Source organism: Streptomyces sp. SLBN-31 (genome assembly GCF_006715395.1).
In the GTDB taxonomy this organism is placed as follows: domain Bacteria; phylum Actinomycetota; class Actinomycetes; order Streptomycetales; family Streptomycetaceae; genus Streptomyces.
This window is the reverse complement of sequence record NZ_VFNC01000002.1, coordinates 2673070-2697612: the sequence shown is the minus strand read 5'-3', so window position 1 is coordinate 2697612 and position 24543 is coordinate 2673070. Positions and strand designations below refer to the sequence as shown.

Sequence of the window (24543 nt, the reverse complement as noted above, 5' to 3'; positions counted from 1 at the left end):
CTAGGTCTTCGCCGGCAGTGGCCCGCTCTCCCTCGCCTTCTCCGGCACCGTCCTGGGCAGGGCGTACGGCAGCCTCCCGTACCACGCCCATGCCACCGCGTACCCGAACGCCAGGCAGAGCAGGCCGCCCACCGCGTCGAGCCAGAAGTGGTTCGCCGTCGCCACGATCACGATCAGGGTGGCCACCGGGTACAGCAGTCCCAGCACCCGCGCCCAGGGCACCCTGGCCAGCGCGAAGACGGTCAGTCCGCACCACAGGGACCAGCCGATGTGCATGGACGGCATCGCGGCGTACTGGTTGGACATGTGCTTGAGGTCGCCGGAGGCCATCGAACCCCAGGTCCGGTGGATCAGAACGGTGTCGAGGAAGTGGCTGCCGTTCATCAGACGCGGGGGTGCCAGCGGGTACAGGTAGTAGCCGACCAGGGCCACACCCGTCGTCGCGAACAGCACCAGCCGGGTCGCCGCGTAGCGGCCGGGATGACTGCGGAACAGCCACACGAGCACACTCAGCGTCACGATGAAGTGCAGTGTGGCGTAGTAGTAGTTCATGCCGACGATCAGCCAGGACACCGAGTTCACCGTGTGGTTGACCGACTGTTCCACGGCGATGCCCAGTTGGTGCTCGGTCTTCCAGATCCAGTCGGCGTTGCGCAGCGCCTTGCCGCGCTGCTCCGGGACCGCGTTGCGGACGATCGAGTACGTCCAGTAACTCACCGCGATCAGAAGGATCTCGAACCACAGACGGGGGCGGCGGGGGGTGCGCAGCCGGCCCAGGAGACGCGGGGTCGCGGGAGCCCCTTCCGCGGCCGTGGGGGAGTCCGGAACGGCCGCCTGCTCACGGTCTCCCAGACTGGTCACGGTCGAGTCACCCATGGGCACAGAGTCTGCCAGAAATGCCTTCCGCCACCGATCATCCCCCGGTTGGGTTCAGGTCGCACTTCCTACAACGCGCGGACTGCCGCGCCTACTCCCGGCGTACCGGCGAATCCCCCGGATTCTCCGCCCTAGGGACGATTGCGCTCCCCAGGGGCCGAAGCGGTCGAACCCCGTACCACCAGCTCCGGCATGAACACGAACTCACTGTGCGGCGCGGGCGTTCCGCCGATCTCCTCCAGCAACGTGCGCACCGCCGCCTGCCCCATGGCCGGCACCGGCTTGCGGATCGTGGTCAGCGGCGGGTCCGTGAAGGCGATCAGCGGGGAGTCGTCGAAGCCGACCACCGAGATGTCCTTCGGGACGTCCAGACCGCGCTGCCGCGCCGCGCGTATCGCGCCGAGCGCCATCATGTCGCTGGCGCACACGATCGCCGTGCAGTCACGGTTCATCAGCGCGGTGGCGGCGGCCTGACCACCCTCCAGGGTGTACAGCGAGTGCTGGACGAGGTCGTTCTCGATGGTCTCCGCGTTCAGGCCGAGCTGGTCCTGCATCGCGCGCACGAACCCCTCGATCTTGCGCTGGACGGGCACGAACCGCTTCGGGCCGAGGGCGAGACCGATGCGCGCGTGCCCCAGGGACGCCAGGTGCGTCACCGCCAGCGTCATCGCCGCGCGGTCGTCGGGGGAGATGAAGGGCGCCTGAACCTTGGGCGAGAAGCCGTCCACCAGGACGTACGGCACACCCTGCGCGCGCAGGCGCTCGTAGCGCTCCATGTCGGCGGTGGTGTCGGCGTGCAGCCCGGAGACGTAGATGATCCCGGCGACCCCCCGGTCGACGAGCATCTCGGTCAGCTCGTCCTCGGTCGAGCCGCCCGGCGTCTGCGTGGCCAGCACCGGGGTGTAGCCCTGGCGGGTCAGCGCCTGCCCGATCACCTGCGCCAGGGCCGGGAATATCGGGTTCTCCAGCTCAGGGGTTATCAGCCCCACCAGACCCTCGCTGCGTTGCCGCAGCCGCACGGGACGCTCGTAGCCGAGCACGTCCAGTGCGGCCAGCACGGACTGGCGGGTGGTGGCGGCGACGCCCGGCTTGCCGTTGAGGACGCGGCTGACGGTCGCTTCGCTCACCCCCGCCTGAGCAGCGATGTCGGCAAGCCGTGTGGTCACGGCACCGGACTGTACCGGCCGTATCGTCATCGCGGTCCCTCTGTTCTGGTCGGTGCCCCTTGTCCGCAAGGGGATGATTCCCGCGCTGGAGCCGGATGGCAAGGCCTTGCAGAGTCTTGCACAACCCGGCCACGTCCCGCTCGTGCCTGGAGAACAAGGGTCTCGCGACGGTCGACGGGGGGTCACAGCGGAGTAACTTCCGCATCCTCTTGCACTTTTTTGCTGCAAGGTCTTTCGCAACGCTTGCAACGCTGTTACGTTCCCTGACGCCCGGCCGCCGCAACGGCGCAGTCGGCAACACAGCGGGAACGGCGGACGGGGCCGCTCCCGCACCACACGGGCTTAACCCTCAAGGAGAACTCATGCGGCGTGGCATAGCGGCCACCGCGCTGGTGGCGTCCCTCGCCCTCGCGGCGACGGCCTGCGGCGGAAGCGACAGCGGCAGCGACAAGAGCAGCGGGCCGGTCACCATCACCTGGTGGGACACCTCCAACGCCACCAATGAGGCGCCGACGTACAAGGCCCTGGTCAAGCAGTTCGAGGCCGCCAACAAGGACATCAAGGTCAAGTACGTCAACGTCCCCTTCGACCAGGCGCAGAACAAGTTCGACACCGCCGCCGGTTCCAAGGGCGCCCCGGACATCCTGCGTTCCGAGGTCGGCTGGACCCCCGCCTTCGCCAAGAAGGGCTACTTCCTGCCGCTGGACGGCACCGACGCCCTCGCCGACAAGGACAAGTTCCAGTCCAGCCTGATCACGCAGGCCCAGTACCAGGGCAAGACCTACGGCGTGCCGCTGGTCACCGACACCCTCGCCCTCGTCTACAACAAGGCCCTGTTCAAGAAGGCCGGCATCACCGAGGCCCCCGAGACCTGGGACGAGCTGAAGGCCGACGCCGCCAAGGTCCAGGACAAGGCCAAGGTCGACGGCTACTGGGGCTCCACCCAGGCCTACTACGCCCAGAACTTCCTCTACGGCGAGGGCACCGACACCGTCGACGCCTCCGCCAAGAAGATCACCGTGAACTCGCCCGCCGCGAAGAAGGCCTACGGCACCTGGCTGAGCCTCTTCTCCGGCAAGGGCCTGCACAAGGCCGACACCACCGCCGACGCCTACGCCCACATCCAGGACGCGTTCGTCAACGGCAAGGTCGCCTCGATCATCCAGGGCCCCTGGGAGATCACGAACTTCTACAAGGGCTCGGCCTTCAAGGACAAGTCCAACCTCGGCATCGCCACCGTCCCGGCCGGCTCCACCGGCAAGGCGGGCGCCCCGACCGGCGGCCACAACCTGTCCGTCTACGCGGGCTCGGACTCGGCGCACCAGAAGGCGGCCCTGAAGTTCGTCAACTTCATGACCTCCGCCAAGTCGCAGACGGAGATCGCGCTGAAGAACTCCACGCTGCCGACCCGCGCCGACGCCTACACCTCCGAGGTCAAGGCCGACCCGGGCATCGCCGGCTACCAGGGCGTGCTGTCCGCCGCCCAGCCGCGGCCCGCGCTGCCCGAGTACAGCTCCCTGTGGGGTCCGCTGGACACCGAGCTGCCGAAGATCGCCGGTGGCAAGGAGTCCCTGGACAAGGGCCTGAGCAACGCCGAACTGGCCATCGCCAAGCTCGTGCCGGACTTCAGCAAGTAAATCCGAGCGGCCGCCGGATCCCCCTCCACAGGACGGAACCGGCGGCCACCGGTCTGCGCCCAGCCTCTTCTCAGTGCCGTAGAACTTCCAGAAGGTGTCGAACATGACAGTCGCCATCGACCGCGCCACCGGCAAACGCCGTGGCGAGCGCGGGCCGCGGCCCGGGCTGGGCCAGCGCCTCAAGCACAGCTACCAGAAGTACTGGTACGCGTACGCGATGATCACCCCGGTGGTGATCGTCCTCGGTGTCCTCGTGCTCTATCCCCTGGTGTACGGCCTCTACCTGACGCTCACGGACGCCAACAGCCTCAACACCGCGCGCACCATCGGCGTCAACCACATCGACGCCACCTACAAGTTCATCGGCCTGGACAACTACAAGGACATCCTGTTCGGCCCGCTGTCCTACGACCGCTTCTGGTCGCACTTCATCTGGACCGTCGTGTGGACCGCCCTGTGCGTCGCCCTGCACTACAGCATCGGCCTCGGCTTCGCGCTGCTGCTCAACCAGAAACTGCGCGGCCGCACCCTCTACCGGCTGCTGCTCATCGTGCCCTGGGCCGTGCCGACCTTCGTCACCGTCTTCGGCTGGCGGATCATGCTCTCCGACGGCGGCATCATCAACACCGCCCTGCACGCACTGCATCTGCCGCAGCCGTCCTGGCTGGAGGACACCTTCTGGCAGCGGTTCGCCGCCATCGCGGTCAACACCTGGTGCGGTGTGCCGTTCATGATGGTCTCGCTCCTCGGCGGCCTGCAGTCCATCGACGCCTCCCTGTACGAGGCGGCCGAGATGGACGGCGCGAGCGCCTGGCAGCGCTTCCGCTACGTCACCCTCCCGGGCCTGCGCTCGGTCAGCTCCACGGTCGTCCTGCTCGGCATCATCTGGACCTTCAACCAGTTCGCCGTGATCTTCCTGCTCTTCGGCCCCACCTCAGCCCCGGACGCCCAGATCCTCGTCACGTGGGCCTACTTCCTCGGCTTCGGACAGCAGCCGCGCGACTTCGCGCAGTCGGCCGCCTACGGCATCCTGCTGCTGGCCATCCTGATCGTCTTCACCTCGTTCTACCGCCGCTGGCTGAACCGCAATGAGCAGCAGCTCGCGATCTGAGGCAGGAGTTCCCATGAGTACGACCACTGTCCAGACCTCGTCCGCGGCGACCGACGACCGTCCGGCGCCGGCGGCCCCCGGCAAGATCCGCGGGCGCGGCGAGCGCAGCCTCGGCGCCTCGCTCGCCTCCCATGGCATCCTGATCGCCGGAAGCGTCGTCGCGCTCTTCCCGATCGCCTGGCTCGTCTTCCTCTCCCTCGGCCCGGACAAGGACGACTACCTCCACCCGGGTGGCATCTGGAAGAAGATGTCGCTCGACAACTACTCGTTCGTCCTGAACCACACGAGCTTCTTCGACTGGCTGAAGAGCTCCCTGATCGTCTCGCTCGGCACCACCGTGCTCGGCGTCCTGGTCGCCGCCACCACCGGATACGCGGTCTCCCGCATGCGTTTCCCGGGCTACCGCAAGTTCATGTGGGTGCTCCTGCTCACCCAGATGTTCCCGGTGGCCGTGCTCATGGTGCCGATGTACCAGATCCTGGGCGACCTGGGACTCATCGACAGCTACCTCGGTCTCGTCCTCGTCTACTGCTCGACGGCGGTGCCGTACTGCGCCTGGCTGCTCAAGGGCTACTTCGACACCATCCCGTTCGAGATCGACGAGGCCGGCCGCGTCGACGGGCTCAGCCCCTTCGGCACCTTCGCCCGGCTGATCCTGCCGCTCGCCAAGCCGGGCCTGGCGGTCGCCGCCTTCTACAGCTTCATCACCGCCTTCGGCGAGGTCGCCTTCGCCACCACGTTCATGCTGGACGACCAGAAGTACACGCTCGCCGTCGGTCTGCAGACCTTCATCAGCGAGCACGACGCCCAGCGCAACCTGATGGCCGCGACCGCGGTACTGATCGCCATACCGGTCTCCGCGTTCTTCTACCTCGTGCAGAAGAACCTGGTGACCGGCCTCACCGCGGGCGGCACCAAGGGCTGACGCCCTGGGGACAGGACCCGAGGCGGTCGCGGTCGCCATCCGACCCCGCTGCGACCGCGGCCGCCTCGTCGCCCGACCCGCCGCCGTTCCGCACCACAGCCCATGACCCCACCCCAGTCACGTATCAAGGACGCCATGAGCCAGCAGCACACTGCCGCCGACCCGGCCCCGACCTCCGCCGTTGCCACCGTCGCCAAGCGCCGGGACTGGTGGCGCGACGCGGTGATCTACCAGGTCTACCCGCGCAGCTTCGCCGACAGCAACGGCGACGGCATGGGCGACCTGGAAGGCGTACGCTCCCGACTCCCGTACCTGCGCGACCTCGGCGTGGACGCCGTGTGGCTGAGCCCCTTCTACGCCTCCCCGCAGGCCGACGCCGGCTACGACGTGGCCGACTACCGCGCCGTGGACCCGATGTTCGGCAACCTCCTGGACGCCGACGCGCTGATCCGCGACGCCCGCGAGCTGGGCCTGCGGATCATCGTCGACCTGGTCCCCAACCACTCCTCCGACCAGCACGAGTGGTTCAAGCGGGCCCTGCGCGAGGGCCCCGGCTCCCCGCTGCGGGAGCGCTACCACTTCCGCCCCGGCAAGGGCGCCGACGGCGAACTCCCGCCCAACGACTGGGAGTCCATCTTCGGCGGCCCGGCATGGACCCGCGTCACCGAGCCCGACGGCACCCCCGGCGAGTGGTACCTGCACCTCTTCGCCCCCGAGCAGCCCGACTTCAACTGGGAGCACCCGGCGGTCGGCGACGAGTTCCGCTCCATCCTGCGGTTCTGGCTCGACATGGGCGTCGACGGCTTCCGCATCGACGTCGCGCACGGCCTGGTCAAGGCCGCGGGCCTGCCCGACCTCGGCGCCCACGACCAGCTGAAGCTGCTGGGCAACGATGTCATGCCGTTCTTCGACCAGGACGGCGTGCACGAGATCTACCGCCAGTGGCGGCTCATCCTCGACGAGTACAGCGGAAAGGGAGAGGGGCCCGAAGGGCCTTCCGCAGAAGGGCGGGGGCGGGAGACGGGCGGGCGCATCTTCGTCGCCGAGGCCTGGACGCCGACCGTCGAGCGCACCGCCAACTACGTCCGCCCGGACGAGCTCCACCAGGCCTTCAACTTCCAGTACCTGTCCACCGCCTGGGACGCGGCCGAGCTCCGCGAGGTCATCGACCGCACCCTGGAGGCGATGCGGCCGGTGGGCGCCCCGTCCACCTGGGTGCTGTCCAACCACGACGTCACCCGGCACGCCACCCGCTTCGCCAACCCGCCCGGCCTCGGCACCCAGATCCGGCTGGCCGGCGACCGCGAACTCGGCCTGCGCCGGGCCAGGGCCGCGACCCTGCTGATGCTGGCGCTGCCCGGATCGGCGTACGTCTACCAGGGCGAGGAACTCGGCCTCCCGGACGTCGTCGACCTCCCGGACGAGGTCCGCCAGGACCCCGCGTACTTCCGTGGCGCGGGCCAGGACGGCTTCCGCGACGGCTGCCGGGTCCCGATCCCGTGGACGCGGGAGGGTTCCTCGTACGGCTTCGGCAGCGGCGGCAGCTGGCTCCCGCAGCCGGCGGGCTGGGGCGACCTGAGCGTGGAGGCCCAGACGGGCACCCCCGGCTCCACCCTGGAGCTCTACCGCGCCGCCCTCGCCATCCGCAGCGCCCACCCCGACCTCGGCGCGGGCGACTCGGTGGAGTGGCTGCGGGCCCCCGAGGGCGTACTCGCCTTCCGGCGCGGCGAGTTCGTGTGCGTCGCCAACACGACCGGCGAGTCGATCACCACCCCGGCCTACGGCCGCGTCCTCCTCACCAGCGGAGAGGTGACGGAGGCGGACGGCGAGACGAAGGTCCCGTCGGACACGACGGTGTGGTTCACAACGCCCTGACGCCCCTTACCCCCAGAGGCCTGCCACCCCACCCTCGGGCGGCAGGCCTCTGCCATGCTCGCCCTCATGTCCGCCACTTCCGAGGCCACTTGGTGGCCCTGCTCTCTCACGACCCGACGCCTGCTGCTGCGCCCCGTCGAGCCGGGCGACGTCGCCGCACACGCCCGTCTCTGGGCCGACGACGAGGTGCGCCGCTACCTGGGCGGACCGGTCGACGCGGAGGTGGTCCGGGCCCGTGAGCGGCTGTGCGTGGGCGTGCCGGGCCTGCTGAGCGTCGTGCTCCGGGCGGACGACCGGATGGTGGGCTCGATGCTGGTGGAGCCGGACGCCCGGGACGGTCGCACCGAGCTCTCCTACCAACTGCTGCCCGAACACTGGCACCACGGCTACGCACGCGAGGCCGTCACGGCCGTCGTCGACTGGGCTCAAGCCGCTGTGCCGGGGCGGGACCTGGTCGCCGTGACACAGGAGGCCAACGCGCGTTCGCGTCGGCTTCTCGAGGACCTGGGCGCGGTCCTCGTCGAGCGGTTCGTGCAGTTCGGCAGCCCGCAGGGGCTGTATCGGCTGCCCGCTCCCACGCGCTGAAATTTCTTGCATCAACTTCACACCGCACGCTGCCTTTTCAGGTGGCGGGCATTTAACATCTCCGTCATCGCAAGTTGGTTGAAAGCTTGCAGCAAAAACCTTCAACGGTGAAGGAACCCCACATGGCACCGCGCAGAATCCTTTCCACGGCCGTCGCCCTCTCCACGGCGGCCCTTGTCATGACCACGTCCAGCGCTCAGGCCTCCCCGCCCGGCACCAAGGACGTCACCGCCGTCCTCTTCGAGTGGAACTTCGCCTCCGTCGCCAAGGAGTGCACCAGTACCCTCGGCCCCGCGGGGTACGGCTACGTCCAGGTCTCCCCGCCCGCCGAGCACATACAGGGCTCGCAGTGGTGGACCTCGTACCAGCCGGTGAGCTACAAGATCGCCGGCCGGCTCGGTGACGCCACCGCCTTCAAGAACATGATCAACACCTGTCACGCGGCCGGCGTGAAGGTCGTCGTCGACACCGTCGTCAACCACATGTCCGCGGGCAGCGGCACCGGGACCGGCGGATCGTCGTACACGAAGTACAACTACCCCGGGCTGTACTCCTCCTACGACTTCGACGACTGCACCTCCCAGGTCTCCAACTACCAGGACCGCTGGAACGTCCAGCACTGCGAACTCGTGGGCCTGGCCGACCTGGACACGGGGGAGGAGTACGTACGCGCCACCATCGCCGGCTACATGAACTCCCTCCTCGGCTACGGTGTCGACGGCTTCCGCATCGACGGCGCCAAGCACATCGACGCCGCCGACCTCGCCAACATCAAGTCCCGCCTGACCAACCCGAACGCCTACTGGAAGCAGGAGGTCATCTACGGCGCCGGCGAGGCCGTCCAGCCCACCGAGTACACCGGCAACGGGGACGTCCAGGAGTTCCGCTACGCCTACGACCTCAAGCGGGTCTTCAACAACGAGAACCTCGCCTACCTGAAGAACTACGGCGAGGGCTGGGGGTACATGAGCAGCTCGGTGGCGGGCGTCTTCGTGGACAACCACGACACCGAGCGCAACGGCTCGACCCTGAACTACAAGGACGGCGCCAACTACACCCTCGCCAACGTCTTCATGCTCGCCTGGCCCTACGGCGCCCCGGACATCAACTCCGGCTACGAGTGGTCGGACGCCGACGCCGGGCCGCCCAACGGCGGCCAGGTGAACGCCTGCTGGCAGGACGGCTGGAAGTGCCAGCACGCCTGGCCCGAGATCATGCGCATGGTCGCCTTCCGCAACGCCACCCGCGGCCAGGCCGTCACCAACTGGTGGGACGACGGCAACGACGCCATCGCCTTCGGGCGCGGCACCAAGGGCTTCGTGGCCATCAACCACGAGTCCGGCTCACTGAGCCGCACGTACCAGACCTCGCTGCCCGCCGGGACGTACTGCAACGTGCAGAACAACACGAGCGTGACGGTCAACTCCAGCGGACAGTTCACGGCGACGCTGGGCTCGAACACGGCCCTGGCGATCTATGCGGGCAAGTCGACCTGCTGACCCTCCGGCACGGCACGACGGACGACCGTCGCGGTCAGCGGGGGCGCGCTGACCGCGACGGTTCCGGCGAGGTCATGGGTGACCTGCACCCTCAGGGGGTGACCTCTCACTTCCAGGTGTCGCCGGTGGAGTACCCGGACGAACTGCCCGTCGTGTACGAGCGGTTCGTCCCGGACTCCCAGGTGACGTTCCCGGAGCCGTCCTTCTTGATGTACTTGTACGTGAAGGCCGTGCTCTTGGGCACGATCACCAGCTTGCTCCACGTCGGGTACGACTCCGACGACAGCGGGATCGCGTCGGCGGTGTTCCAGGAGCCGAGGGAGGCGACGGAGCCGACGACGTAGACGTCGGTGCCCCAGTCGGTCGTCGCGTACTCGTTGAAGGTGACGTCGGTGGCGTCCGCGTCGGCCACGTTCCAGGAGTTGTTCAGGGAGATCGCCGATGCCGCGGTCGTGGCCGACCGGTTGGCGTTGGACTCCCAGGTGACGTTCCCGGCCGCGTCCTTCTTGATGTACTTGAAGGTGAACGACGTGTTGATCGGCACGCTCACCTCGCCCGACCAGAGCGGGTAACCGGACGACGACAGCTTGACAGCCTTCGAGGTGTCCCAGCCGCCGAGCGCCGCGATCGAGCCGACGACGTAGACGTCGGTGCCGCTGGTCGTGGGGGCGTACTCCTTGAAGGTCGCGCTGACCGTCGAGCCGGTGGAGCCGGAGCCGCCGCCCGTGTCACCGCAGCCCACCGTGCAGGTGTAGGAGGCGTTGTAGAAGGCGACCGCGCTCTTGGCGGGGACGGTGATCGAGGCACTGCCGCCGGAGACGGTGACCTTGGTCGCGCCGCCGTCGACGACGTTGCTGTAGGTGCCGTCGGCCATGCCGGTGGTGAAGGTGTAAGTTGCGGACGAGGAACCGTTGTTGAGGGCGAAGAAGCCCGCGCCCGAGCGGCCGAAGCCGATCACGTTCGAGGACTTGGTCTGCCAGTCGGAGACCGCCGCAGCGTCCACCGCGTTGTGCCAGGCCACCATGCCGACGACGCCCGTGTCACGGTCGAGGCAGTACCAGGAGCCGTTCGAGCAGTCGGTAGTGGTCACGAAGCCGGAGGAGTTGGGCGGGGCCTGGTCGCTCTGCGTCCACTCCCAGCTCGCGTAGACCGTGGGGGTCGACCACCTGTAGGCGAGCTGGAAGAGGTTGGCGAGCTTGTAGGTGTCGCCGTCCTTGTACGACATGTGCAGGCCGTTGCGCTCGGTGTCGTGGTTGGTCACGAAGGACACCGAGTTGGCCGCGGGGAGGATGCCGCTGCTCGCCAGCGAGGACAGGTCGCTGACGTTGCCCTGGAATGCCGACTTCATCCTGCTCGCGTAGGTGAAGTCCAGGACGTCGCCGGAGGCGTAGTAGTCCGAGGGCTGCGGGGTGGAGCCCGGGTAGATCTCCTGGAAGACGTACGGCGCCGAACCGGACGTCGTGTTCGTCAGCTTGGACTCGATGGCCGCCATGTCGGCCTCGGGGATGTGCTTGGCCGCGTCCACCCGGAAGCCGTCGACACCGAGGGCGAGCTGTGAGTTGAGGTAGTCGGCTATGCCGGCACGGACCGTGTCGGAGCCGGTCCTGAGGTCGGGCAGGCCGAGCAGTTCGCAGTTCTGGACCTGGGTGAGGTTGGAGTAGTCCTTGATGGTGAGGTCGGAGGTGGGGCAGTCCGAGGAGTCGTGGTAGTCGGTGCGGTTCCACTCCGGGGTGTCGTACCTGTTGGTGACGGTGGTGCCGTTGTAGCCGGTGCCGGTCTGGGCGGCGGTGTGGTTGATCACCGCGTCCGTGTAGACCTTGACGCCGGCCGTGTGGCAGGCGCTGATCATCGAGGCGAACTTCGCCCGCGAGCCGAAGCGGCTGTTGAGGTCGTAGGAGTAGGGCTGGTAGACGTCCCACCAGTAGTACGAGGACTGCTTGAGGGACTCGGCGGGCGGGGCCACCTGGACCGCGCCGTAGCCGGCCGGGCCCAGTACGTTCGTGCACTCCGAGGCGATGGAGTCCCAGTTCCATTCCCAGAGGTTGGCGATGACGTCGCCCTTGGCGGTGGTGTCGGCGTGCGCGTCGGCGGCGGGCAGGGCGACGGCGCCCGCGAGGGCCAGCGTGCCGGCGGCGACGGCCGTGGCCGTGCGCCGGAGGACACCCGGGGGTCGGTGTCTGCTCATGTGCGGCTCCGTTGAGGGGGTGTTGGGGTTTCAACCAGTGGTGAGCGTGGGGGAGTTGAGAAGGGCACGTCAAGGTTGTGGTTGAAACTTCTTGCTGTGAATTTCAAGCCTCTTGCTGTAAACCTTTCGTCGGCGGTACGGTCACGCGGGGTCGGACCCACCAGAGCCGTCATCGCAAGGAGTTTCCGCCTGTGATACCGAGAGCGAGACGGGTCGCGGCCGTCACTGTCGTGGCTGTTGCCGCCGCCCTGATCCAGCCACTGGCCGCGCAGGCGGCCTCCCCGCCGTCACCGCCGTCGGACGCGAAACTCGCCGCCGAGCCCGCTCGGCACGACGACACCCGCGAGCAGTTCTACTTCGTCATGCCGGACCGTTTCGCCAACGGGGACACCGGCAACGACAAGGGCGGTCTGACGGGCTCACGGCTGAGCACCGGCTACGACCCCACCGACAAGGGCTTCTACCAGGGCGGTGACCTCAAGGGCCTGGCGAAGAAGCTGGACTACATCAAGGGCCTGGGCACCACCGCCATCTGGATGGCCCCGATCTTCAAGAACCAGCCCGTGCAGGGCACCGGATCCAACGCTTCGGCCGGCTACCACGGCTACTGGATCACCGACTTCACCAAGGTCGACCCGCACTTCGGCACCAACAAGGACCTCGCGAGCCTCATCTCCAAGGCGCACGCCAAGGGCATGAAGGTCTTCTTCGACGTCATCACCAACCACACCGCCGACGTCGTCGACTACGAGGGCAAGTCCTACGACTACCTCTCCAAGGGCGCCTTCCCCTACCTCACCAAGGACGGGCGGCCCTTCGACGACGCCGACTACGCGGACGGCACGAAGAAGTTCCCGGCCGTCGACACCGACTCCTTCCCGCGGACGCCGACCGTGCCCGCCGGGAAGAAGAACATCAAGGTCCCGTCGTGGCTCAACGACCCGACGATGTACCACAACCGCGGCGACTCCACCTACGCGGGCGAGAACGCCACCTACGGCGACTTCTCCGGCCTCGACGACCTGTGGACCGAGCGTCCCGAGGTCGTCAGCGGCATGGAGAAGATCTACGAGCGCTGGGTCAGGGACTTCGGCGTCGACGGCTTCCGCATCGACACCGTGAAGCACGTGAACACGGAGTTCTGGACGCAGTGGGCGACCGCGCTCGACAAGTACGCGGCCGAGCGCGGCCGGAAGAACTTCTTCATGTTCGGCGAGGTCTACTCGGCCGACACCTCCATCACCTCGCCGTACGTCACCCAGGGCCGTCTCGACGCCACCCTCGACTTCCCCTTCCAGGACGCGGCCCGCAGCTACGCCTCGCAGGGCGGCAGCGCCCAGAAGCTCGCCTCGGTCTTCGGTGACGACTACAAGTACACGACCGACAAGGCCAACGCGTACGAGCAGGTCACCTTCCTCGGCAACCACGACATGGGCCGGATCGGGTACTTCCTGAAGCAGGACAACCCGAAGGCCACGGACGCCGAACTGCTCGCCAAGGACCGCCTCGCCAACGAGGTGATGTTCCTCAGCCGCGGCAACCCCGTCGTCTACTACGGCGACGAGCAGGGCTTCACCGGCTCCGGCGGCGACAAGGACGCCCGCCAGACGATGTTCGCCTCGAAGGTCGCCGACTACCTCGACGACGACGAGATCGGCACCGACCGGACCGCCGCCAGCGACGCCTACGACAGGGAAGCACCGCTCTACAAGCAGATCAGTGCTCTCGGCGAGCTGCGCAAGGCCAACCCCGCCCTGACGGACGGCGTCCAGACCGAGCGCTACGCGGCCGACGGCTCCGGCATCTACGCGTTCTCCCGCACGGACGCCAAGTCCGGCCAGGAGTACGTCGTCGCCTTCAACAACGCCGGCGAGGCGAAGAGCGCCACCTTCGCGGCCGGCTCGGCCGACATGAAGTACCACGGTATCTACGGCACTTCGGCCACCGTCACCTCCGGCGCCGACCACAAGGTCACCGTCACCGTCCCGGCCGGGTCCGCCGTCGTCCTCAAGGCGGCCGGCAGGCTCGCCCCGCCGGCCACGGCACCCACCGTCACCCTCAAGGCCCCCGACGCCGGCGCCACCGGCACGGTCGAGGTGTCCGCGGGCGTGGACGGCGGCCGGCTCAACCGGGTCGTCCTCGCCGCCCAGATCGGCAACGGCAAATGGCGCGTGCTCGGCTCCGCCGACCACGCCCCGTACAAGGTCACCCAGACCCTCGGCAAGGACGTACCTGCCGGAACGGCCCTGCGCTACAAGGCCGTGGTCGTCGACTCGGCCGGACACACGGCGTCCGCCACGGCGGCCTCCACCACCGGCACCGCGCCCGCACCGGAGATCCCCACCGCCTCCTCCCGCGACTACGCGGTCGTCCACTACAAGCGCACCGACGGCGACTACGACAACTGGGGCCTGTACGCCTGGGGCGACCTCGCCGACGGCGAGTCGACGAACTGGCCGGCCAGCCACCCGTTCGTGGGCCGCGACGCCTACGGGGCCTTCGCCTACGTCAAGCTGAAGCCGGGCGCCTCGAACGTCGGGTTCCTCGTCATCGACAAGGACGGCAACAAGGACGTCTCCGCGGACCGCTCCATCGACGTCACCAAGACCGGTGAGGTGTGGATCGAGCAGGGCAAGGACACCGTCGAGACCACCCGCCCCGACTACCCGGCGCAGGACAAGGCCAAGGCGGTCATCCACTACCACCGGGCCGACGGGAACTACGACGGCTGGGGCCTGCACGTCTGGACCGGCGCCGCGCACCCCACCGACTGGCCGAGCCCGCTGAAGCCGGTGCGGACGGACGCCTACGGCGCGGTCTTCGAGGTGCCGCTCACCGACGGCGCCACCAGCCTCAGCTACATCCTCCACAAGGGCGACGACAAGGACCTGCCCGCCGACCAGTCACTGGATCTCAAGACCAACGGCTACGAGGTGTGGCTGCTGAACGGCCAGGAGAAGTACCTGCTGCCGCAACCCGCCGGATCGGCCGCCGCCCTCGACCTGACCACCTCCAAGGCGGTCTGGATCGACCGGGACACCATCGCCTGGAACGGCTCCGACGCCGCCGCCTCCACCCAGCTGCTGTACTCCCACGACGGCTCGATCGCCGTCAAGGACGGGACGCTGACCAGCGACGACGAGCGCTGGCTGCGCCTTTCGAAGACCACGCTCACCGACGCCCAGAAGGCGAAGTTCCCCTACCTGAAGGACTACACCGCCTGGTCCGTCGACCCGCGTGACCGGGACCGGGTGCGCGGGGCCCTCGACGGCCAGATCGTCGCCTCGCAACGGGCCGCCAACGGCGCCGTGCTGGCCGCCACGGGCGTCCAGATCGCCGGCGTCCTCGACGACGAGTACGCGGGCGCCACCAAGGCCGACCTGGGCCCGACCTTCCACCAGGGCCGTCCCACGCTGTCCGTGTGGGCGCCGACCGCGCAGAACGTCTCGCTGGAACTCGACGGTTCCCGCAAGCCGATGCACCGCGACGCCGCCACCGGCGTCTGGTCCGTCACCGGCCCCGCGTCCTGGAAGGGCAAGGAGTACCGGTACGTCGTGAAGGTGTGGGCGCCCAGCGTCCGCAAGGTCGTCACCAACAAGGTCACCGACCCCTACTCCGTCGCCCTCACCGCCGACTCCGGACGCAGCGTCGTCGCCGACCTGAACGACCGGTCCCTCGCACCCAAGGGCTGGTCGGCCCTCGCCAAGCCCAAGGCCGTGCCGCTCAGGGACGCCCAGATCCAGGAGCTGCACGTCCGGGACTTCTCCGTCGCGGACAAGACCGTGCCGGCCAAGGACCAGGGCACCTACCTCGCCTTCACCGACAAGGGCAGCGACGGCTCGAAGCACCTGCGTCAGCTGGCGAAGTCCGGTACCTCGTACGTCCATCTGCTGCCCGTCTTCGACTTCGCGACCGTGCCGGAGACGAAGGCCGACCAGGCGAGCCCCGACTGCGACCTCGCCTCCTACGCCGCCGACTCCGACAAGCAGCAGGAGTGCGTGGCCAGGACGGCGGCCAAGGACGCCTACAACTGGGGCTACGACCCTTACCACTTCACCGTCCCCGAGGGCTCCTACGCCACCGACCCGGACGGCACCGAGCGCACGGTGGAGTTCCGCAGGATGGTCAAGGCGATCAACCAGGACGGGCTGCGCGTCGTCATGGACGTCGTCTACAACCACACCTCGGCCGCGGGCGAGGCGGACACCAGCGTCCTCGACCGGATAGTGCCCGGCTACTACCAGCGTCTTCTCGCCGACGGCTCGGTCGCCAACAGCACCTGCTGCGCCAACACGGCCACCGAGAACGCCATGATGGGCAAGCTGGTCGTCGACTCCGTGGTCACCTGGGCCAGGGAGTACAAGGTCGACGGCTTCCGCTTCGACCTCATGGGCCACCAGCCCAAGGCGAACATCCTGGCCGTGCGCAAGGCCCTCGACGCGCTGACCCTCAAGAAGGACGGCGTCGACGGCAAGAAGATCATCATGTACGGCGAGGGCTGGAACTTCGGCGAGGTCGCCGACGACGCCCGCTTCGTCCAGGCCACGCAGAAGAACATGGCCGGGACCGGTGTCGCGACCTTCTCCGACCGGGCGCGGGACGCGGTGCGCGGCGGCGGACCCTTCGACTCCGACCCCGGCGTCCAGGGCTTCGGCTCCGGCCTCTACACCGACCCCAACTCCTCGACCGCCAACGGCACTTCGGCCGAGCAGAAGGCCCGCCTGCTGCACTACCAGGACCTGATCAAGGTGGGCCTGTCCGGCAACCTCAGGTCGTTCGCCTTCACCGACACCGACGGCAAGGAGGTCAAGGGCTCCGAGGTCGACTACAACGGCCAGGCCGCCGGATACGCGGACGCCCCCGGCGACGCCCTCGCCTACGCGGACGCGCACGACAACGAGTCCCTGTTCGACGCGCTGACGTACAAGCTGCCCAAGGACACCTCCGCCGCCGACCGGGCGCGGATGCAGGTCCTGGCGATGGCGACGGCCACCCTCTCGCAGGGCCCGTCCCTCTCCCAGGCCGGCTCCGACCTGCTGCGCTCGAAGTCCCTGGACCGCAACTCCTACGACAGCGGCGACTGGTTCAACGCCATCCACTGGAACTGCGCCGACGGCAACGGGTTCGGCCGCGGACTGCCGCCGGCGGCCGACAACCAGTCCAAGTGGACGTTCGCCAAGCCCCTGTTGAGCACGGTGAAGGTGGGATGCCCGCAGATCGAGGGCGCCTCGGCCGCCTACCGTGATCTGCTGAGGATCCGTACGAGCGAGAAGCTGTTCTCGCTCGACACGGCCGGGCAGGTGCAGTCGAAGCTCTCGTTCCCGCTGTCGGGCAAGGACGAGACGCCCGGAGTGATCACCATGGAGCTGGGCGACCTGGTCGTCGTCTTCAACGCGACGCCGGCGAAGCAGGAGCAGAGAATCGGTTCTCTGGCCGGTACGGCCTATCACCTGCACCCCGTGCAGGCGTCCGGAGCGGACCCTATCGTCAAGTCCTCCTCCTACGAGCGGGTATCGGGCACCTTCGCCGTTCCGGGGCGCACTGTCGCCGTCTTCTCCCGTACTGACTGACACGGCACTACTTTGGTGGGACAGACCCCGAACCCCGGTCTGTCCCACCGGTGCTGTCCGAGGGCAGAGGATGGACGACAAAGACAACCTGACAGGCACGACCGTGCTGGTCGTGGACGACGTGGCGGCCAGCCGCTACGCCATGGGCACGGTGCTGCGCCGGGCCGGTCACCAGGTCGTCCCGGTCGGCAGCGGCGGCGAGGCGCTGGTCGAACTCGACGTACGGCTGCGCAAGGGCACCATGCCCGATGTGGCCCTCGTCGACGTGCACCTGCCGGACATGAGCGGCTTCGAACTGTGCCGCCGGCTCAGGGAGCGCCCGCACATGTCCGGCCTGCCCGTGGTGCACTTCTCCGCGCTCGCCGCGCCGCCCGCCGACCGCTGCGAGGGCCTGCTCGCGGGCGCCGAGGCGTATCTGACGGTGCCGGCCGAGCCGGAGGAGATCGAGGCGGCGGTGCGGGCCGCCGTACGAGCGGCCCGGCTGCGGGCCGACGACCAGGCGCTCGTGAAGCGGCTGCGGCAGCTGTCGGAGACCATCGTCACCATCCAGGCGGCCCGCTCGCTCCAGGAGCTCGCCGACGCGGCCGCCGACGGCACCGCACGGCTGCTCGGATGCCCCGCCGCGGTGTTCGTGCTCGACCGGGACGACGAGCTGTACCGCGGGCTGTACCGGGCCCGCACCCGGCTGTCCCTGCCGGACGAGGGCGCGCACCGGGCCGTGGCCGCGCTGCTGCGGCGCCTGACCCGCGGCCAGGCCGGGGTGCAGATCACCACGGTGCCGTCGCCGCTGTGGCCCGCCGGGTTCTTCCGGCCCGGCGTGCAGCACGACGCCCGCCTCGCACTCGTCCTCACCCAGGAGGGCCGGGCCCCGGTGTGCCTGGCCACACCCACCCGCGGCCTGCGCCGGGTCAGCCCCGAGGGCGAGGCCCTGCTGGCCCAGCTGGCGCAGGCCACCGCGCTGGCCGCCGAACCGCTGCTGATGTACCAGGCAGAGCGGCATGTCGCCCTCACCCTCCAGCACAGCTTCCTGCCCGAGCCGCACCGGCTGCCGGAACTGCCGGGCATCGACCTCGCCGTGCGCTATGTGCCGGCGTCCCGGGAGACCGAGATCGGCGGCGACTTCTACGCCGCGCTGCGCGTGGACGACGGCGTGCTCACCGCGGTCGGCGACGTCGTCGGGCACTCGCTGGACGCGGCCACGGTCATGGTCGAGATCCGGCACGCGCTGCGCGCCTACTGCGTCGACGAGAGCGACCCGGCGGTGCTCGCCGAACGACTGGACCGGATGCTCCAGCGCTACCACCCCGACGTCACGGCCACCGTGTGCCTCGTACTGATCGACCCCGCCACCGGGCGCACCCGCATCGCCAACGCGGGCCACATCCCGCCGCTGCTCCTGCGGGACTCCGGCGACGCCGAGTACGTCAAGGCGGCCGGCCCGCTGATCGGCGTGGGCCTGCCGCACCCGGTGCCCGCCGAGCTGTACCTCGAGCCCGCCGACCGGCTCCTGATGGTCACCGACGGCCTGATCGAGACCCGCGGCGTGGACCTCTCGGCCTCCATGGAACAGCTGCGCGCCGCCGCCGTCGGGGCCCTGCCCGGCCTGGACGCGCTGTGCGACACCCTCCTGGCCTCCTTCGGCAGCGACCACGAGGACGACATCGCCATGCTCGCCCTGCAGCTCGGGAACTAGGGTGAGCCTGTCGCTGTCGTAGAACAGGAGTACCCATGCCGCAGATCACCGTCGACCACTCGAAGCACATCGACTTCGACCGGGAGGGCTTCGCGCGGGACCTGCACACCTCGCTCGTCGAGATCGCGGCCGCCAAGCCGGAGGCGTGCAAGACGCAGTTCCGCGCCTCCGAGGTCACCGCGTTCGGCTACGAGGAGCCGGACGAGCTGGGCCACGCCGTCGTGCACGTCATGATCGGGCTGCTCGCCGGCCGCACCGAGGAGACGAAGGCGAAGCTGACCGAGACCGTGCTGGAGCTGCTGAAGAAGCATGTGCGCGAGGACGGCCACATCGTCCTGCACGCGTCCGCCGAGGTGCGCGACCTCGACCCGTCCTACCGCAAGTTCGAACGCTGAGGGAGCCGACCCGGCTCAGGACGCGAGCCCGATCAGCCGGGCGGCGAGGTCCGCGAAGGCCCCGTCCGGCGGTTCGTCCTTGATCATACGGCGCACCACCCCCGCCATCTCCTCGTCGTAGGCGGCGCTCACCGCGGCCAGCGCGGCGAAGTCGTGCACCAGCTGGACCTCCAGCTCCGCGCGCGGGATACGCCGGCCGTCCAGCCAGATCAGGGCGGTCGACTCGGCGAGCGAGATCCAGGAGCGCACGACCAGCTCCAGCCGCGCGGGCGGGTCGTCGACCTCCAGATGCGAAAGGATCTGGACATAGGCGGCCTGCCGTACGGCGTCGATGAGCGCGTTGGTCGCCGAGGAGCCGACCGCCGGGCCGCCGCGCATCAGCGCCGAGAAACCGGGGCCGTGCTCGTCGACGAAGTCGAAGAACCGGCGCATCACCCGCCGCAGCCGGTCACCGAGCGGTCCCTCGTGCGGCTCGTCGAAACGGCCCGCGAGATCCTGCGCCGCGCGCTTCAACGCGGCCTCGTACAGGCTGAGTTTGCCGGGGAAGTAGTGATAGACCAGCGGGCGGGAAATGCCCGCGGCGGCTGCTATCTCGTCGATGGAGACCTCGTCGGGAGAGCGTTGGCTGAACAGTTCGAGGGCGACGCCGATCAACTGCTGCCGCCGCTCCTCGACTCCCATCCTGCGGCGTACCCCGGTACTCATGCGAACACCTTACCGATCGGATCCGGCCCCGAACGGGCCGGTCCGACCATCGGTGTTCACATGTCCAGCACAAGTCGATCACTTCGTGCCCGCGAAACGCAGATCAGCATCGAGTCGTCACGCTCCGCGTCCGTCAGCAGCTCGTCCCGGTGCTCCACCTCTCCCTCCAGCACCCGCTGTTGGCAGGTCCCGCAGAACCCCTGCTCGCAGGAGTAGAGCGTGTCCGGCAGCTCGGCCCGCACCGCGGCCAGCACACTGGAGTCGGCCGGCACCGTCAACGTCCGCCCGCTGCGGCGCAGTTCGACCTCGAAGGCGGCGCCGCCGGAGGTACGCGGCGCGAACCGCTCCAGATGCACCCGCTCGAAGCGCTCCGCCACGGCGGCCATCAGCCCCTCCGGGCCGCAGCAGTAGACGACGGCCTCCTCGGGCACCCGGAGCGCGTCGAGGTCCGGTACCCCGGTGACCACCGTGACCCGGTCGGCGCCCAGCTTCTCGACGTCCTCCAGGTACGGCATCGACTCCCGCGACCGCCCGCAGTACAGCAGCCGCCACTCGGTGCCCTCCGGCAGCGCCCGCAGCATGGGCAGGATCGGCGTGATCCCGATGCCGCCGGCGACGAAGACGTAGGAGGGGGCCCCGACGAGCGGGAACCGGTTCCTCGGCCCGCGCACCTCCAGCTCCATCCCCTCCGCCAGCTGCTCGTGCACCTCGCGCGAACCCCCTCGCCCGCCCGCGACCAGCCGCGTGGCCACCGTGTACGAGGAGGTGTCCGCGGGGTCCCCGCACAGCGAGTACTGCCGCACCAGCCCCGACGGCAGCACCAGGTCGAGATGGGCGCCGGGCTCCCAGCGGGGCAGATCCTCACCCTCCAGGCGCAGTTGTACGACGCCGTCGGCCACCGTCTCGTGCGAGGCGACCAGCAGCCGCAGGGCCCGGGAGCGGGGCCGGCCGGAGACGGGCGGGTCCAGCGCGGGCATCGGCCACAGCGGCGAGACCCGGACACGGCGGCGCAGCGCGCGCCGGGTGAGCAGCGCGGCCGTGGCGAGGGCGGCGACGGTGAGCGGCTTGGGCATCAGGCGGCGCCCCTCTCTGCGGCCGTGGCGGCGGGGGAGGAGGCCAGATAGGCGACCGCCTGCTCGGTGGAGCCCTCCTGGGAGGGGTGGTAGTCACGGCTCAGATAGCGCGGGATGGACCGGAGCATGTCGCCGGTCGCGGGCAGGGTGCCCTTCCTGCCGCTGACGTAGAAGTCCTTGAAGGATGCCTTGCCGTCGACGAGTGTCGGGTCGTTCGCCATGAAGAAACGGGACCCCCGCTGCCACAGGAACACCAGCGCCGTGAACGCGGTGGCCCAGGTGCGCACCCGCCGCCGGTAGCTGCCGTCGAGGTGGGTGAAGAGGTCGAAGGCGACCGACCGGTGCTCGACCTCCTCGGCGCCGTGCCAGCGCAGCAGGTCGAGCATGGTCGGATCGGCGCCCAGCCGGTCCAACTCCTCGGCGTTCAGCACCCAGTCGCCCAGGAAGGCGGTGTAGTGCTCGATCGCCGCGATCAGCGCGACCCGCTCCAGCAGCCACCACCGGCGCGCCCGGCCGGGCGGCAGAGTCCGGTCGCCGAGCAGCTTCTCGAAGAACCAGTCGACCTGCGCGGTGTACGGCGTCGGATCGAGCCCCAGCTCCTTCAGGTGCGGCAGCACCTCGTCGTGGGCCTGCGAGTGCATCGCCTCCTGCCCGATGAACCCGATGACGTCCGCGCGCAGCCGCTCGTCCCGGATCAAGGGCAGGACCTGCTTGTAGACGTGCACGAACCACCGCTCACCGGCAGGCAGCAGCAGATGCAGCACGTTGATGGTGTGCGTGGTGAAGGGGTCCCCGGGCACCCAGTGCAGCGGGGTGTCCTCCCAGGAGAAGGAAACCTTCCGCGCCTTGAGGTCGACCCGCTCCGAGGCCTGCTTATGAGACATGGCGTCAATGTACTGACGAGTAAGTCCCGGCGGAACCCTCCTGCGCCGACTTGCTGACGCCAGTGTCAACTAGGGGGCTTCCCTAACGCAGCCCGCCGATCGCCCGGCCGTCGTCGAGGGTGCCCTTCAGTTCGGCCTGCTGCCCCTGCTTCGCCGGGGCCGCCAGCGCGTTCCCCCGTGCCGAGGCCTCGATGCCGCCCGTCGCGGCGACCGACGCGGTCCCCGGCCCTCCGGCCGCCAGCAGGTACCAGCCCTTGGTCTTCGACTTCCACAGCACCCCGGCCAGCACATGCGGGTCCTTCGGACCGCAGGCCGCCACGTTCTCGGCCTTCGCGGCCACCGCCCCGTACGTGCCGCCCGGGGTGCGGAACTGCGCCAGCACGCGGGTGCCGCCGCCCCGCCAGGTCTCCGCGCGCGTGCACACCCAGTCCGCCGACCCGCTCCCGTCCGGCAGCGGCTGCGCGGCGTACGCCCAGGCGTTGACCGCCCGCACGCCCGCCGAACGCATCGTCCCCAGCGAGCAGGCGTACGGCGCCCAGGCCCGCGGCGTCCCGGCCGTCGAGGCCTGCGCGGACGAGCCGGGGCGGCCGGTGGTGAGCAGGGCCGGGACCAGCTCGCCGAGGTCGGTGAGCAGCCGGGTGCCCGTGCCGTCGGTCAGCTCCAGTACGTTCCACGACGTGCAGGCACCGGTCTGCTGGGCCGGGCCGGCCAGCGGTGCCGTGATCCCCTTGTCGAGGGCGAGGTCCGTCGCCCCGGCGTCCGGCTTGAGCAGGTCGCGCTCGGCGGTCTTCGTCACCCAGGGCGCCGTCAGATAGCGGACGTTGCCGTCGGCCCGGCCCAGCACCACCGCGCTCGCCCCCGCCCGGTCGGCGCCGTCGACCCGCGCGAAGTCGAGCGCGGCGCCCTGGGTGCCGTCGGTCGGCTCGGCGTAACGGACGATGCGCAGACCGTCGTAGAAGATGACCACCCGCGCGCTGTCGACCGTCCCCGCGTACAGGAGCTGGGGCGGGCCGGACGGGCCGCCGGACGGGGTGCCCGGCGTCGCGGAGACCCGGACGCGCTCGCCGGGGCGGGCCCAGACGGCGAGCGCGCGGCGCAACAGGGCGCGGTCGTCGGTGAGTTCGCCACGGGCGGGCCAGACGGAGAAGTCGGTCCGCGCCGAGGCCTCCCACGCGGTGGGGGCGACCTTGGTCAGCTCGGCCGGGTTCAGGGCGGCCTCGGCGGCCGGGTTCTGCGCGTAGGAGGGAGCGGCGGCACCGTCCGGGCCCCAGCCGCCCCCGGGCATCCCGAGCAGCGCGCCCGTCACGGCCAGCGCGGCGGCGGCCACGAGCGCGGCCTTGGTGTGCTGTCGGCGCCGCATCAGATCGGTGGGCCGCGCCTGCAGCGAGCACGGGTCGAACTCGGGGGACTCCAGCAGGGGATGGTGGCTCGCCGGCACCTCGTCCGCCTCGCGCAGCGCCCCCGACACGTCGTCGCAGCCGGTGGCCGCGAGGATCTCGCGTACGTCGGCGTCCGGCAGCTTCTCCAGACCGCGCAGCACGTAGGCGGCGCGGGCCGCGCCCGACAGGGCCGACAGGCGCTGGTCCAGGGCGAGTTCGTCGGCGCCGCCCGAGCGGGGGAACAGCCGCAGACCCCACACCTGGGGGAGCAGCGGCGGAAGCTGGGACCGCCTGGGCAGCGCCGTGAACCTCAGCGGGAGCCCCGCCTCCAGCGCGTTGCGCAGCACCTGGAGGCGGACCAGGGCGTACCCGGGGTCGCCGTCGCGGCCCGTCGACTGCGCCGGGACCACGGGGGTTTGGGTGCGGCCCTTGGGCAGGGCGCGCTGGGTGAGGGCGTGCGCGGTCACCACGCGCCGGTTGCGGCCGAGGCTCGGCGGCAGCACCAGGTAGGCGAGCCGGACCAGCCGCGGGTAGTGCTCGACGAGCGCGGCTTCGGCCCGCTCCACGTCGACGACCGGGTCGCTTGGGGAGGCTGCGGGGCGCGGGGCGACATCCTGTGACTGCACGTTCAGCAGAACGAGCGAATCGTCAGATGGTCACCGCCCCGCCTCCGCCCACGCGGCCGCCGTACCGCACCCACCGGGGTCGCCGCGCCTTCGCCCATGTGGCCGCGCGCGACTCCGGCCACCCTGTCACCGTGCTTCGCTCGGTGGTCGTGCTGGGGCCGTCCCGTCGCTGCAACCTGGGCCGCCCGGTCGCCGCGCCTTCGCCCAGGCGGTCGCCCGACAGCACCCGCCGGTCCGCGCGCGACCCGGCCCGCCCCGTTGCGGGAACTTCGCCAGGTGGTCGTGCTTCGGCCGCCCAGCTGCCATCCGGCCCGGTCGTCCGGACGGCGCCGACGCGGTGGTCTGGCGGCGGCCGTCGG

Annotated in this window: 16 protein-coding genes; 9 read left to right on the top strand and 7 right to left on the bottom strand. The window is 69.9% G+C overall.

The features are described 5' to 3' along the window. Complete coding sequence (locus FBY22_RS32400; protein WP_142151529.1) at positions 1 to 876, bottom strand: phosphatase PAP2 family protein; 876 nt, start codon at positions 874 to 876, stop codon at positions 1 to 3. 131 nt (positions 877 to 1007) lie between these two features. Further along, positions 1008 to 2042 (bottom strand): LacI family DNA-binding transcriptional regulator, encoded by a 1035-nt coding sequence (locus FBY22_RS32395; RefSeq protein WP_142151528.1) that lies wholly within the window; start codon positions 2040 to 2042, stop codon positions 1008 to 1010. Positions 2043 to 2404: 362 nt separating this feature from the next. Between FBY22_RS32395 and FBY22_RS32390 the strand changes: the two genes are divergently transcribed. The 6 genes from FBY22_RS32390 (at position 2405) to FBY22_RS32365 (ending at position 9674) form a co-directional block, all read left to right on the top strand. Then, positions 2405 to 3679: an extracellular solute-binding protein gene (locus FBY22_RS32390; RefSeq protein WP_142151527.1), complete on the top strand. Its 1275-nt coding sequence runs from the start codon at positions 2405 to 2407 to the stop codon at positions 3677 to 3679. A gap of 103 nt (positions 3680 to 3782) precedes the next feature. Then, entirely contained in the window at positions 3783 to 4790 is a 1008-nt protein-coding gene (locus tag FBY22_RS32385; RefSeq protein WP_142151526.1) for a carbohydrate ABC transporter permease, read from the top strand. A gap of 13 nt (positions 4791 to 4803) precedes the next feature. Beyond that, positions 4804 to 5715, top strand: coding sequence for a sugar ABC transporter permease (locus FBY22_RS32380; protein WP_142151525.1), 912 nt, complete (start codon positions 4804 to 4806; stop codon positions 5713 to 5715). Between the two features lie 135 nt (positions 5716 to 5850). Further along, a complete protein-coding gene (locus FBY22_RS32375) occupies positions 5851 to 7590 on the top strand; it encodes a glycoside hydrolase family 13 protein (RefSeq protein WP_142151524.1) in 1740 nt (579 codons plus the stop codon). Positions 7591 to 7656: 66 nt separating this feature from the next. Further along, positions 7657 to 8175: a GNAT family N-acetyltransferase gene (locus FBY22_RS32370; RefSeq protein WP_260845224.1), complete on the top strand. Its 519-nt coding sequence runs from the start codon at positions 7657 to 7659 to the stop codon at positions 8173 to 8175. A 122-nt stretch (positions 8176 to 8297) separates the two neighbouring features. Next, positions 8298 to 9674: an alpha-amylase family protein gene (locus FBY22_RS32365; RefSeq protein WP_174267314.1), complete on the top strand. Its 1377-nt coding sequence runs from the start codon at positions 8298 to 8300 to the stop codon at positions 9672 to 9674. Positions 9675 to 9780: 106 nt separating this feature from the next. Here the strand turns inward: FBY22_RS32365 and FBY22_RS32360 are convergent, their stop codons facing one another. Beyond that, positions 9781 to 11859 carry a carbohydrate-binding module family 20 domain-containing protein gene (locus FBY22_RS32360; RefSeq protein ID WP_142151522.1) on the bottom strand — a complete coding sequence of 693 codons (2079 nt, stop codon included), beginning with the start codon at positions 11857 to 11859 and terminating at the stop codon, positions 9781 to 9783. A 191-nt stretch (positions 11860 to 12050) separates the two neighbouring features. On the opposite strand from FBY22_RS32360, the gene pulA reads away from it, so the two are divergent. From pulA to FBY22_RS32345, 3 genes are all read left to right on the top strand, one after another. After that, entirely contained in the window at positions 12051 to 17429 is a 5379-nt protein-coding gene (pulA, locus tag FBY22_RS32355) for a pullulanase-type alpha-1,6-glucosidase (RefSeq protein ID WP_142151521.1), read from the top strand. Between the two features lie 70 nt (positions 17430 to 17499). Beyond that, positions 17500 to 19122, top strand: a complete 1623-nt coding sequence (locus FBY22_RS32350; RefSeq protein WP_142151520.1) for a fused response regulator/phosphatase — start codon at positions 17500 to 17502, stop codon at positions 19120 to 19122. A gap of 35 nt (positions 19123 to 19157) precedes the next feature. Continuing rightward, complete coding sequence (locus tag FBY22_RS32345) at positions 19158 to 19517, top strand: 5-carboxymethyl-2-hydroxymuconate Delta-isomerase (protein WP_142151519.1); 360 nt, start codon at positions 19158 to 19160, stop codon at positions 19515 to 19517. Positions 19518 to 19532: 15 nt separating this feature from the next. Here FBY22_RS32345 and FBY22_RS32340 read toward each other — a convergent pair whose 3' ends face one another. The 4 genes from FBY22_RS32340 to FBY22_RS32325 form a co-directional block, all read right to left on the bottom strand. Then, a complete protein-coding gene (locus FBY22_RS32340) occupies positions 19533 to 20222 on the bottom strand; it encodes a TetR/AcrR family transcriptional regulator (protein ID WP_142151518.1) in 690 nt (229 codons plus the stop codon). A 56-nt stretch (positions 20223 to 20278) separates the two neighbouring features. Further along, a complete protein-coding gene (locus tag FBY22_RS32335) occupies positions 20279 to 21295 on the bottom strand; it encodes a PDR/VanB family oxidoreductase (protein WP_142151517.1) in 1017 nt (338 codons plus the stop codon). After that, positions 21295 to 22179: a metal-dependent hydrolase gene (locus FBY22_RS32330; protein ID WP_142151516.1), complete on the bottom strand. Its 885-nt coding sequence runs from the start codon at positions 22177 to 22179 to the stop codon at positions 21295 to 21297. The genes FBY22_RS32335 and FBY22_RS32330 overlap by 1 nt, the downstream gene beginning before the upstream one ends. Before the next feature lie 82 nt (positions 22180 to 22261). Next, positions 22262 to 24184 carry a hypothetical protein gene (locus tag FBY22_RS32325; protein WP_142151515.1) on the bottom strand — a complete coding sequence of 641 codons (1923 nt, stop codon included), beginning with the start codon at positions 24182 to 24184 and terminating at the stop codon, positions 22262 to 22264. Positions 24185 to 24543: the final 359 nt, after the last annotated feature.